At 74.6% G+C, this 12,128-nt stretch carries 11 protein-coding genes; 5 read left to right on the top strand and 6 right to left on the bottom strand.

The annotated features are described in order from the left end of the window. Positions 1-45 precede the first annotated feature (45 nt). Both FRAQA3DRAFT_RS28365 and FRAQA3DRAFT_RS28360 read left to right on the top strand, forming a co-directional pair. Positions 46-1,101 carry a GlxA family transcriptional regulator gene (locus FRAQA3DRAFT_RS28365; RefSeq protein ID WP_009742497.1) on the top strand — a complete coding sequence of 352 codons (1,056 nt, stop codon included), beginning with the start codon at positions 46-48 and terminating at the stop codon, positions 1,099-1,101. Between the two features lie 99 nt (positions 1,102-1,200). Further along, complete coding sequence (locus FRAQA3DRAFT_RS28360) at positions 1,201-2,103, top strand: TerB family tellurite resistance protein (protein ID WP_009742496.1); 903 nt, start codon at positions 1,201-1,203, stop codon at positions 2,101-2,103. Positions 2,104-2,140: 37 nt separating this feature from the next. On the opposite strand, the gene FRAQA3DRAFT_RS28355 is transcribed toward FRAQA3DRAFT_RS28360, so the two are convergent. Continuing rightward, positions 2,141-2,356, bottom strand: a complete 216-nt coding sequence (locus FRAQA3DRAFT_RS28355) for a hypothetical protein (RefSeq protein WP_009742495.1) — start codon at positions 2,354-2,356, stop codon at positions 2,141-2,143. A gap of 168 nt (positions 2,357-2,524) precedes the next feature. Then, entirely contained in the window at positions 2,525-2,995 is a 471-nt protein-coding gene (locus FRAQA3DRAFT_RS28350; protein ID WP_009742494.1) for an SCP2 sterol-binding domain-containing protein, read from the bottom strand. A 125-nt stretch (positions 2,996-3,120) separates the two neighbouring features. Between FRAQA3DRAFT_RS28350 and FRAQA3DRAFT_RS28345 the strand changes: the two genes are divergently transcribed. Both FRAQA3DRAFT_RS28345 and FRAQA3DRAFT_RS28340 read left to right on the top strand, forming a co-directional pair. Next, positions 3,121-3,903: an aminotransferase class IV gene (locus FRAQA3DRAFT_RS28345; protein WP_009742493.1), complete on the top strand. Its 783-nt coding sequence runs from the start codon at positions 3,121-3,123 to the stop codon at positions 3,901-3,903. 313 nt (positions 3,904-4,216) lie between these two features. Then, a complete protein-coding gene (locus tag FRAQA3DRAFT_RS28340; protein WP_009742492.1) occupies positions 4,217-6,436 on the top strand; it encodes a hypothetical protein in 2,220 nt (739 codons plus the stop codon). Positions 6,437-6,534: 98 nt separating this feature from the next. Here the strand turns inward: FRAQA3DRAFT_RS28340 and FRAQA3DRAFT_RS28335 are convergent, their stop codons facing one another. The 3 genes from FRAQA3DRAFT_RS28335 to FRAQA3DRAFT_RS28325 form a co-directional block, all read right to left on the bottom strand. Beyond that, positions 6,535-7,674 carry an effector-associated domain EAD1-containing protein gene (locus FRAQA3DRAFT_RS28335; RefSeq protein ID WP_009742491.1) on the bottom strand — a complete coding sequence of 380 codons (1,140 nt, stop codon included), beginning with the start codon at positions 7,672-7,674 and terminating at the stop codon, positions 6,535-6,537. A gap of 229 nt (positions 7,675-7,903) precedes the next feature. Further along, positions 7,904-8,893 carry a malate dehydrogenase gene (locus tag FRAQA3DRAFT_RS28330; RefSeq protein WP_009742490.1) on the bottom strand — a complete coding sequence of 330 codons (990 nt, stop codon included), beginning with the start codon at positions 8,891-8,893 and terminating at the stop codon, positions 7,904-7,906. A 293-nt stretch (positions 8,894-9,186) separates the two neighbouring features. Further along, positions 9,187-10,473: an ABC transporter substrate-binding protein gene (locus FRAQA3DRAFT_RS28325; RefSeq protein WP_232291799.1), complete on the bottom strand. Its 1,287-nt coding sequence runs from the start codon at positions 10,471-10,473 to the stop codon at positions 9,187-9,189. Between the two features lie 287 nt (positions 10,474-10,760). Between FRAQA3DRAFT_RS28325 and FRAQA3DRAFT_RS28320 the strand changes: the two genes are divergently transcribed. Further along, positions 10,761-11,060: a SelT/SelW/SelH family protein gene (locus FRAQA3DRAFT_RS28320; protein WP_009742488.1), complete on the top strand. Its 300-nt coding sequence runs from the start codon at positions 10,761-10,763 to the stop codon at positions 11,058-11,060. 205 nt (positions 11,061-11,265) lie between these two features. Here the strand turns inward: FRAQA3DRAFT_RS28320 and FRAQA3DRAFT_RS28315 are convergent, their stop codons facing one another. After that, entirely contained in the window at positions 11,266-11,685 is a 420-nt protein-coding gene (locus FRAQA3DRAFT_RS28315; protein WP_009742487.1) for a heme-binding protein, read from the bottom strand. Positions 11,686-12,128 lie beyond the last annotated feature (443 nt).

Below are 12,128 nucleotides of genomic sequence, written 5' to 3'. Positions count from 1 at the left end.
GAAAGCGGGCGAACGGGCGCCGCGGGCGAGGTTAGGTTGGCCGGTATGCACGTGGTGGCCGTCCTCGCGATGGACGACGTCGTCCCCTCCGACCTCGCGACGCCGCTGGACATCTTCGGCCGCACCCGCCTGGCGGACGGCCGCCCGGCCTACGAGGTGCGGATCTGCGCCGTGCGCGCGGAGGTGACGGCCGGCGCGTTCGCTCTGCGCGTCCCCTGGCGGCTCGACGCGCTGGCCGCGGCGGACACCGTCATCGTGCCGGGCTGCGACAACCCCGCGACGGAGCCGGACGCCGCGGTGCTCGCCGCGCTGCGGGCCGCCGCGGCGGGCGGGGCGCGACTCGCCTCCATCTGCGCCGGCGCCTTCGTGCTCGCAGCGACGGGTCTGCTCGACGGGCTGCGCGCCACCACCCACTGGGTCGCCGCGGCGGAGCTCGCGCGGCGCCATCCCGCCGTCGACGTCGACCCGAACGTCCTGTTCATCGACAACGGCCAGGTCCTGACCTCGGCCGGCGCCGCCGCCGGAATGGACCTGTGCCTGCACATGGTGCGCCGCGACCACGGCACGGCCGTCGCCGCCGAGACCGCCCGGATGTCCGTCATGCCGCTCCAACGCGACGGCGGGCAGGCGCAGTTCATCGCTCGCGAGCAGCCGCCGCCCGACGGCACGGAGCTGGAACCGCTGCTGCACTGGCTGACGGCGAACGCCCACCGCGAGCTCACCCTCGCCGACATCGCGGCGCACGCCATGGTCAGCACCCGCACGCTCAACCGCCGCTTCCGGGAGCAGACGGGGTTGACGCCGGTGGCCTGGTTGCAGCGCTCCCGGCTGCGCCGGGCGCAGATCCTACTGGAGACCACCTGCCACCCGGTGGAGGTCATCGCCGCGCAGGTCGGATTCGGCTCGCCGGCCGCGTTCCGGGAGCAGTTCCGCCGGCTGGTCGGGACGAGCCCGCGGGCCTACCGGCGGGCCTTCGGCGGCGGAACTGCGACCCCGGGCGCCGAGACGATCGAGACGGCCGGGGCCCGATCGGCCGTCCTCGTCGCGGACGGGCCGGCACCGATGGGCCACCCTAGCCGGGCACCTCGCCTACCGAGGTGACGCAGCCGAGCCGCCGGGTCTGGTCTTCGGGCCGTCTGGGGGATGATGCGTCAGCAGGTGACCCACCTTGTGCCGTGCGTCTTCGGGAGTGGAGTCGGTATGCCAGTGCAGGCCGCTGTTCGGCTCGATGTCCGGCTGCTGCTGCGGATCGACGACCGGGTGCTGCTGGCGCGACCGCCGGACGACGTCTGGCACGTGCTGCCCGGCGGCCCGGTGGCCAGCGGCGAGAGCACCGACGACGCGCTCGAACGGCAGGTGGGGCGGCTCGCCGGGCCGCGGGTCGTCTCCCGGCAGTTCGTCGGCGCGGTCGAGCATGACGGCTCCATCACCGGCCGTTCCCCCGAGTCCTCGACGGACCATGTGCTCAGTGTGCTGTTCGCCGGGGTCTGGCCGGCCGGCATCCCGACCCCGTCCCGCTGGGGGGAGCACACGCTCGTCCCGGTGAACATCGACGTCCTGCTCGCGACGCGGCTGCGCCCGCTGTCGATGGCCGAGGTCGTGCGCCGCTGGCTGGCCGAGGGCTGGCCGCTGTGGCGCGGGCTGGACCCGGCCGGGGGCAACCGGCGGCTGCCGTCGCTGGCCTCGCTGCGGGCCCAGCTGTTCGCCCGCCGCGAGGAGCTGCGGACGCTGGCCTTCCGGGACGCGGCGGTGGCGATGTGCGCGCTGGTCACGGCCGCCGACGGGCACATCGACCCGACCGAGCGGGAAGGGCTGCGCGGCTTCGCCGCCACCGACCCGGTGCTGTCCCAGTTCCCCGAGCAGGACACCGTGCGGCTGTTCGAGGCACACCTCGACCGGCTGACCACGGACTTCGCGGCCGGCCGCCGCGCGGCGCTGGCCGAGATCACCAAGGTGCGCGGCCGGGTGGCGCAGGCCGCCGCCGTCGTGCGGATCGGGCAGGTCATCGGCCTGGTCGACGGTGAGTTCGTGGCCAGCGAGCGGGCCGTCGTGCGGGAGGCGGCGCTCGCCCTCGGGCTGGAGCCGGCCGAGTTCGCCCTCTGACCCGGCACCCCACCGGGTCCGTGCGATCAGCCGCCGGTCAGGCGTCGTCCTGCGAGCCCGCCTCGACGACGCGGACCGTGCCCACCGCGCGCCAGTTCACCGCCAGGACGTCGCCGTCCGCGAGGGTGATCCGGTCGAGCCCGACGTTGCCGGCCCGGCCGCTCATCACCTCCTCGGCACGGCGGCGAAGCGCGGCCGCGTCGGTCCCGGCGGGCAGGTCGTACGCCCGGCCGTCGAGCACCAGCCGCACCATTCACCCTCCCGGAACCACCCGACCAGAACCACCCGACCGGAACCACCCGACCAGAACCACAGGCCCGCCGCGGCGCCTCACCATCCGCCACCGTCGTCGACCGACAGTGATACGTGCAGTACACGCCAGCGCGTCGTCGTGAGTCGGGCGGCGCTGCCGCGGGACGGCTCAGTCGTCCTGCTTGATCCCGAACCAGGACATCACCTTGCCGCCGAACTTCAGGTCGCCGTCAATCTTGATTTTCCGGGTGAGGAACAGCTTGGCGCCGCTGGCCTGGCCGGTGAGCACCCGGACGAAGCGGACCCGGTCGGTGGTGATGGTCAGCGCACGGTCGGCGGGCGCCGCGCCGGAGCCGGCGGTCGGCTCGGTCGCGAGCGCGCAGGTGCCGTCGACGATGCGCAGCTCGTAGGTGCGGGTGCTGCCGCCCGGGCCGCCGGTGAGCGCGAAGCGGACCAGCGCGTTCTCGCCCTGCGCCTGCTCGGGGCGGAACGTGTCGCGCATCTGGCGGAAGATCTCGTCGAGGACGCCCTGTCCGGCCGGGCCCCCCAGCAGATCGGAGATCTCCCGCTCCGACAGGGCGGACAGGCCGCTGACGATCTTGGCCGGGTCGGCCGTGGGGTCGACGGCGAGGTCGGACATGGCCACTCCATTCGTTGACGGGCGGCCCGCCAGGCGACGGGCGCCGCACGAGCACGCTAGCGAACCCCCCGGGGGCATCCGTCGCCCGGGGCGCCCGATCGGGCACCCTACGCCGGGTGGCTATCGTGACCGGGGTGGCCAGCCCGGCGTTCCTGCGCGTCGAGATCGACGGGCGTCCCGTGCCCCTCGACGACCCGCATCCGCTGGCCCTGCTTCCCCACGGCCATTTCACGGTCATGCAGGTCCGTGACGGCCGGACCCGCGGCCTCGGCCTGCATCTGCAGCGTCTCGACGCGGCGAACCGCGAGCTCTACGGCGAGCCGCTCGACGGCGAGCTGGTGCGCGCCCGCGTCCGGGCGGCGCTGGCCGCCTCGACCCGCGACGCCACCGTGCGGGTCGTCGTCACCGGCCCCCCGGAGGGCGGGCCGACGCGGCTCATCGTCGCGGTCGGGGCGCCCGCCGAGCCGCCGGCGGCCCCGCAGCGGCTCATGTCCGTGCCGTACTCGCGGCCGTTCCCGCACCTCAAGCACCTGGGAACCTTCGGTCAGCTCCAGTACGGCCGGCTCGCCCGCCGGCGCGGCTTCGACGACGCCCTGCTCACCGGGCCGGGCGGCGTCATCGCGGAGGGCGCGACGACCAACATCGGCTTCCTCGCCGGGGACGCGGTCGTCTGGCCGGACGCGCCGGCCCTGCACGGCGTGACGATGGCCCTGCTGGAGCGGTCGCCGGCTAGCTCGCGGGCGCCGGTGCGGCTGGCGGACCTCGCCCGCTTCGAGGCGGCGTTCGTGACGAACTCCCGCGGGATCGCCGCCGTGGCCGCCGTCGACGACCACCGCTTCGCCGGGTCGACGCCGCTCATCGCCGAGCTCGCCCGCCGGTACGAGGCCGTTCCCGGCGACCTCGTCTGACGGTCGGCGACCGGCAGGCGGAGCCGGGAAGCATGGCTCGCCGGTCGCACGCGGGGCCCGCATTACCCGGGGCCACTGAAAGGGCGAAGCGAAATTATTTCTCTACTTGATTCCGTATGCATTATTGCGACACCAACGACCATTTCCGCGAGATACATTCGATGCCACAACTGAGCCGTCACGGAATCGTCAAGCGCCGTTTCCCGGCGCCGGAATGCTAGGTACTGTCATGGCTCCGCCGGCATTTTCCGGCGGGTCCGAACAGTCCGAACCGGATCCGGTTCCGTGTCGTCCGTGAAGGAACACCGCACCGATGCCGCTTTCCTCAGCAAGGCTCCTCATCGCGCTCCTGCTGCACGAGCAACATCGCGTCGAGCCCGCCGGGGTGCCCGTGCGGTACCCCTTCCCGCCCCCGGCCGAGCGCCACCTCGTCCGCGCCGCGACAGCCGTCGCCGCCGGCCGGCCCAAGGGCGCCCTGCGCGAGCTGCGCCAGAGCGAGCACGACCCCGCCGACCCCGACCACGTGGCAGTGCACGAGGCGCTCTATCTCGCGGCGCTCGCCCTCGACCGGAACTGGTCCCCGGACGACGCGGGCCTCGTCCGGCCAGCGCCGGCCACCGCCGTCCGGCCCGCGCCCCCGTCCCGCACCGGCGACCCGGCGCCGTCTGGCCCCCCTGCCAGCAGCCCGCTGACCGCCTGGACGGCACAGGCGATCGTCCGACAGCGGCACGACCTGCTCGCGCCGACCACGGCGGTCATCTGCGTGCTCGCAGCCGAGGTGATCCCCGCTATCCGGATGGCCCGCGCCCGACTGCTCGCCGGTGCGCCGCTCCCGCCCGGCTCCGACGCGGGGAACCCCGACGCCGCCGAGACACGCGGTACCGCCCGCCCACCCGCCACCGTCCAAGAGCCAGGCACCCCCCGAGACCCAGGCGCCCCCCGAAAGCCCGGCACCGGGCGAGAGCCCGGCACCGGCCATTCGCCCACGACCGCCATCAGGCACCGGTCCGCGGCTGCCGGGGACGGCCGTGTCAGCGCCCCCGCAGCCGCCACCAGACGCGGTGCCGCCGGTCCCCCCTCCGCCGGCGGCACCGCCGCGGACGCCGCGCCCTGGCTCAACACCCTGCCCATGGTCCTCGGCTGGACGGGTGCGGCGGGGCTCGTCCGGCACGCGGCCGCCTCCCACGGACTGCACCGGACGGGACCGCGGGCGCGTTCCCGCGCCGGCGGCTTCCTCCCCGCCGCGCTGGGCTGGGGCTCGACCAGCGGCAGGTCATCCACGGCGCGCCCGGCCCCCACGCCGGGGGCCGCCGCGCCCCCGAACTCCCCGACCGACGCGATCCCCCAGGACGCCACGATCCCCCAGGACGTCACGATTCCCATGGCCACCGCGGTCCGACCGGATGCCCCGCTCACGTCGAACGCCGAGGCACTCACGAGCGCAGACAGAGCCCCGGAGCGGATCGCGCCAACCGATCCGACCGTCCCCTCCGGCACGACCACCCCACCTGACACGCCCAGCCCTGCCGACGTCTCCGCCACGACCGATCCCTCCATGCCGGCGGACCCGCCCACCCCGCCCCAGACACCCGCCCCAAGCGAGAGGACCGCCCGGAGCGGGCCGACCATCTCCCGCGAGCCGCTCATGCCGGCGGACCCGGCCGCCCTGCCGGTCAGGGGCGCCGCGCCGGTCAGGGGCGCCGCGCCGGTCAGGGGCGCCGCGCCGGACGGGACGGCGCCGCCGCGGGGGACCGCCGCGGCAACGTCCCCTGGGCCCTCGGGCCTGGTCGCCGCCGTGCGCCCGGTGGAAACCGGGGCGAGCGCCGTTTCGGGCGTCGAGGGCGCGGCTCTGGCTGCGGTGGACGCGCTCACGATGGCCGACGCGTTCGTCGCCCGGCTGGCCGAGCTGCCCGTCAGGCAGGCCAGCGCGTACGCCCGGATCCTGCGCGCGGACCTGCTGTTCCGGCTGGATCGGGCGGCCGAGGCCGGAGTCGCGCTGGACGAGGTGGAGACGGCGGGCGGCGCGGACGACGCGACGCTGGCGCACGCGGCCCTGGTGCGGGGCGACTGGGCCGGCTTTCCCGACGGCGGGGCGCAGACCCTCGGTCGCGGGCCGGACGGCTCGCCAATCCCCTCGGCCCGCCCGGCCTACCTGGACCGCGCCGAGGAGCTGTGGCGACGCTCGCTGGCCGCCTACGGCCGCATCAACTCCGACGCCGGGCGCGCCGCCGGGCTGCTCCGGCTCGCCGAGGCGCCGACCGCCACCGGCCGTCCGATCCTGCGCCGAGCCCGCATAGACGAGGCGGCGCGCCGGGCGCGGGCCGCGGGCGACGACGCCCTCACCTGGACCGCCCGGGTGCACAGCCTGATCGAGCGGGCCCGGACCGGCGAGGCGTCCACGACGGAACTGCGAACCATGATGACGGCGCTGGCGGAGTGGAGCCGCTTCGACGGAAGCACGAGCTACGGCCGCGGCCTGGGCCAGCTGCTCGCGGCGGCGTCCGGCGGCGCGGTGAACGCGGGCACCCCGTGACAGCGGGCACCGACCGAGGGCCAGGTGGACAGCGCACGCACACCGCGCCGCTGACCAGGCGCGATGCCAGACGGTCAGCGGGTCAGACGGTCAGCGGGTCAGGCGCGGCGGCCGGGAAACGGCGGCGGCGAGGCCGAGTGTTTCCGGCCGCGCTGGAAATCCTCGATCCGCCTGCGCACCTCGTCCGCGGCCAGCCGCCCCATGGCCCTGGTGCCCTTCGACGCCGGCGCCGCGGCGGTGCCGAACGGCATGCCGTCGGCCGGCCGGGCGCCGGCCGGCGCGTCCACGGGCTGTGGATCGGCGGGGTCCTCGTCGAGGGGGGGATTCGCCTCGTGACCGGGCAGCGTCACCCAGGCGGTGCCGGCGTACTTGTCGCCGACCGACACGTCGATCTCGCGGAACTTCGCCGGGTCGAGATCACGCAGCCGCTCGGCGGCGGTGTTCCGGAAATACTCCGGGGACAGCGCGAGGACGAGGTCGGCGTCCGGATAGCGCTCCAGCAGGCCGCGCACCTGGGGGGCCTCGATCAGCCGGGCGGCGACCACCACAGCGTCGCCCGGGGCACCGGTTCCATCGACGATCACGTCGCCGTGGTGCAGCGACATCCGCAGCCGCAGCCGGCTGTCGGGGTCGCGCCCGTCGTTGTAGGCGCGCTGGGCGATCTGCAGCTCGCGGACGAAATCGCTGGCGAGGTACACCTTGGCGACCGAACCGGCCACGGCGCCGAGGAAACCGTCGCCGTGGTCCTGGAGCAGTCGGATCGACTCCGCCGGCAGCCGCAGCCCCTCGACGGCCGCCGCCACGATCTCCCGCAGCGCCGCCCGCCAGCCGACCTGGCCAAGCAGGCTGCGCCCGCTGTAGCGGCGGGCGTCGATGAAGAACAGGCTGACGTGCTCCGGCATGCCGGCGGGCGGCCGCTTGCGCCCCCGCTCGGCCGGGACGAAGTCGAGGGGCGAGTCGAGGCCGAGGGGAGAAGAGAGCCCATGGTCGCCCCCGAAGACTTCACTGCCCGGGAACGCAACCGCCGCGGCGGCGAGGACGCGCGCCCTGCCGTTGACGAGCAGACCGTCCTCGAGCTGCGCCGCGATCTCGGACCAGGCCTCGTACGGCGAGCCGATGAACGCCGGCATCAGATCGCGCGCGAGGCCGGCGCGTTCCAACAGCCGCGTCGCCTTCGCCCGCGTGTAGAACGCGCGGGCGAGCGCCTTGATCTCAACCTCGCTCAGCCGCTGCGTCACGAGTCCCCCCGAACCGGTTCCAAGATGCGGCAGGCGCCGACAGGCCTCCGCCGGCCGGTGCGTTTCCCGCGATCATTCTAATCCGGGGGGCGGCGGCATCGATCGGATGCGTCACGTCCGCGACAGGTCCGGGGCGGATCTTCACCGGCGGCGCGCGCGGACGGTCGGTTGCCGTCCGCGCGCACCGCGGATGGGGCGCTGCGCTCTGGAGAGCTCAGCTCTGGAGAGCTCAGATAAGGCCGAGCGCGCGGACGGCCTCGCGCTCCTCGGCGAGCTCACGCACTGAGGCGTCGATCTTCTCCCGGGAGAAGGCGTCGAGCTCCAGGCCCTGCACGATCTCGAACTTCCCGCCGGAGGCGGTGACCGGGAACGAGGAGATGAGCCCCTCGGGCACGCCGTAGGAGCCGTCGGACGGGATCGCCGCGGAGGTCCAGTCGCCCTCGGGGGTGCCGTTGACCCAGGTGTAGACGTGGTCGATGGCGGCCGAGGCGGCCGAGGCGGCCGACGAGGCGCCGCGGACCTCGATGATCTCGGCGCCACGCTTGGCCACCCGCGGGATGAACTCCTCGGCGATCCACTTCTGGTCGCCGACGGCCTCGGCGCCGCTGCGCCCGCCCACCTGGGCGTGGAAGATGTCCGGGTACTGGGTGGCAGAGTGGTTGCCCCAGATGGTGATCTTGCGGATCTCGGCGCTGGGAACGCCGAGCTTCTTCGCCAGCTGCGCGATCGCCCGATTGTGGTCGAGGCGGGTCATGGCGGTGAACCGCTCGGCGGGCACGTCCGGCGCGTGCGTCTGGGCGATGAGCGCGTTCGTGTTCGCCGGGTTGCCGACGACCAGGACCCTGATGTCCTCCGCCGCGCCGCTGTTGATCGCCTCGCCCTGCGGCTTGAAGATGCCGCCGTTGGCGGACAGCAGGTCGCCGCGCTCCATCCCCTTGGTCCGCGGGCGGGCGCCGACGAGCAGGGCGACGTTGGTGCCCTCGAACGCCCGCTTGGCGTCGTCGAACACGTCCACCCCGGCCAGCAGCGGGAACGCGCTGTCCTCGAGTTCGAGGGCGGTGCCCTCCGCCGCCCGGACGGCCTGCGGGATCTCCAGCAGCCGCAGCTTCACCGGCGTGTCCGCGCCCAGCAACTGGCCCGACGCGATGCGGAACAGCAGCGCGTAGCCGATCTGACCGGCGGCGCCGGTGACGGTGACGTTGACGGGCGTTGAACTCACTGGCATCTCCTGGTACAGGTCATCCGGAAGCTCGGGCGGCGGACCGGGACGACCGGCGACGATCGTGGACCGGCCCACGAAACTGCAATGTTTTTCCGTCGCCCCAGCGATGCTAGTCCGACCGTCTGCAACACGGGCAGCTCGGCGGGGCGGAGCCGCTCACACCCCTGCGCGAGGCGTCGGTCCGACCGCCGGGCCCGCCGACGCCAGGCCGCGGACGTGCGCGGACGGCCCGCGAAGAGCGGGGGCGCCGCGGCCGGCGGGCGGCGACGACTCCCCGGCGGTGCCGGCCCCTACTGGCCGATCTCGTCGCCGCAGCGGGGCGCCGGCGTCACGAGCTCGAAATGCTGCGCGTCCGCGGCGACCTGAAGAAAGGTATAGCAGCGGTTGATCTGCCCGAAATGTGAGGAGAAATCGACCGGCGCGGGCAGCAGACCGTCGGCGTCGTAGCCCTTCAGCCCGCGCAGCCCCCGGATGAACGCCTCCCGGCTCGGGCACGGCCCGGCCACGGCGAGGCCCCGCAGGAACATGTCGGCCGAGATCCAGCCGGACAGGGCGGCCTGCTGGGCCGGCGGCGACACCTGCGGGGCGTACTTGAGCATGGCAGCGAGGAAGCGCCGGTGCGCGGGCGTGCCCACCTCGAACGGCTGGTAGTCGACGAACGTGTAGACGCCGGCGAGCACCGGGCCGAAGATCCTCAGCAGGCGCTGGTCGTAGCTGACGGGCGACAGGATCACGCGCAGGTTCGCGCGCACGGCGCGGGCGCCGACGACCACCTGGCCGAAGGCTGCGCCGGTCACCGCGCCGACCAGGACGTCCGCGCCGCTGGCCCGCACCTTCTCCCCGACGCCGGGGATGTCGATCGGGCCGGTCGCATCGACCCGATCGACCACCCGGACCCCTGCCGCCTGCAGGCTCAGCGCCAGCTTGTCAGCCATCGTCACCGATGTCGCCGAGAACGCCGACTGCGCGATGATCGCTTTGCGCCCGCCGCGCTCGGCCACGAACGCGCCCCAGGTGGTGACGGACGGCCCGTCCGAGATCATGTTGGAGTAGCTGAACATGTTGTCGTTCTGCGTCCAGGCAGCCTCCAGCGACGTGCCCGTCACCGGCACCCGCGCGCCGTGCAGGTAGGCCGCGGAACCGCTGGCCACCGAGGTCGACTCGATGATGCCGAAGACCCGGTCGGTCTGGATCAGCGCGCGGGCACCGGCCTCGTTGCCCGCCGGGTTCGAGGCGTCGTCGCGCCAGGTGTAACGGATCTGGCGACCGCCCACGCCGCCGGCCTCGCCGGCGACCCCGAACCGCGCGTCGACACCGGCCCGGAACGGCGCGAACAGCGACGCCGCGTTGCCGGTGTCCGGATAGAGCAGCCCGACGCGCACGGAGTCCGGGGTGACGCCCGGTTCAGCGCAGCCCGGCGCCGCCGGCTTCTCGTCGTGGGACACCCGGCAGCCGACCGCGCCCAGCGCGACCACCAGACCCAGCAGGCCGACGAGGACGCGGCGGGCCCGCGGTCGACGCCGCGGCCCGCCCCGCGGTCGGCGCCGGCCAGCGGCCGGGACCGTGACGCTGCTCACTCCACCAACCTTGGCGCAGGACCACATGCTCCGATGCCATTCCGTTGATTTTGTGAGATTCGCCAGAGCTGGATTGTGCGGGTTTAGGCGGAAGGCCGCGTCGCTTGCCCGCCATCCGCCCGCCGTCCCACCCAGGCCACATGGCCGGCACGCGGCCAGCCCACCGACCCACGTCGGATACCGAGGACCACGCGGGCCGCGGGTCGGACCGGACCGCTGCGACGGCCGGTCGAGACGACGGCCGGTCGAGACGACGGATGGGCAGGGCGGACGGGCAGGATGGAGCGATGGCCGCGGCGAAACCGACCCTGAAGATCGAGTACTGCACCCGCTGCCGCTGGCTGCCGCGGGCGGCCTGGCTCGCCCAGGAACTGCTCACCACGTTCGAGGGTGATCTGGCCGAGGTCTGCCTGGTGCCCGGGACGGGCGGGGTGTTCGTCGTCCGGCTCGGCGACCGGGTGCTCTGGGACCGGCGGGAGCAGGGCTTTCCCGAGCCGTCCGCCGTCAAGCGACTCGTGCGGGATGAGGTGGCGCCCGGACGGCCCCTCGGTCATGTGGAGGCGTCGGCGCCCGACCCGGATGCCTGAGGCACCGCGGACGCCACCCGGGATGCGGGCCAGGCCAGGACCGGATCGGTGGGGAGTGGCCGCCCAGGGGCGTGGGGCGCCCTAAGGGTACGGGGCGTCCTTGATGGCAGGGGCGTCCTTAGCGCAGAGAGCGTCCTTAGGCGTGGGGCGTCCTTAGGCGTGGGGGCGTCCGAGGCGGGGCGCCGGCACGCGCCCTGCGCAAGGGTCAGAACGCGGCGGCGGCGGCTCGGGCGATGGCCTCGTCCAGCGGCGCGGGGCCGCCGCTGACCCCGACGGCGCCGACGATCATCCCGTCCCGCCGCAACGGCAACGCGCCGGTCAGGCCCGCTCCGGGCTCGGCCGGCGGGCGTTCCCAGCCGCCGTACCCATCGGCCCCGGCCCCGGCGGAACCACCTTCGCCCCCGGTGTGGTTCACCAGGCGGGCCGGCGCGGCCGAGGCTCGCGCCGCGCACGCCCGGTCGACCGAGATGTCGGCGGTCTGCAGGCGGGCGTTGTCCATCCGGACATGGGCCACCAGAATGCCCGCGTAGTCGACGACGGCGATGTTAACCGGTTGACCGAGGTGAATCGCATACCTTTCCCCGGCGGCGATGATCCGACGGGCATCCTCGAGCGATACGGTCATCCGCGACTCTCCCCATAAAGCGGCGTTCCGGTGCGCCTGACCATAGGCCCAGATCGGCCGTCGGGTGGTGGAAGGCGCGCCGCAGAACAACCGTCGCTCACGGCGGTTCCCCACGCTAGCGACGGAACACAGAAGGACACATGTTGCCCGCATCCGGTGCGGTGGCGCCGAGACCGGGGCGACCGGGGCACGGGAGACGGGGAAACAGGAGGTCGCAGGCGTGGACCGGGCGGCGCCACCGTCGGCCCGGCCCGCGGCGGGACGCGGCGGGACGCGGCGGCCCGGGACTCCTCGACCGCCCCGGCCCCGCCGCCGGGGTCGCCCGCCCGGGCCAGGCGGGTGGCCCACCCGGACCATCCCCGCCGCGCTCGGGCCGCCCGCGCCGGGCGGCTGCGGGGACCGGCTCGGCCGGCAGCACCGGCCGCGGGCGAGGTGGTGGCGCG

Origin of the sequence: Frankia sp. QA3 (genome assembly GCF_000262465.1) — a bacterium.
In the GTDB taxonomy this organism is placed as follows: Bacteria; Actinomycetota; Actinomycetes; order Frankiales; family Frankiaceae; genus Frankia.
This window is presented reverse-complemented; position numbering and strand designations above follow the sequence as displayed.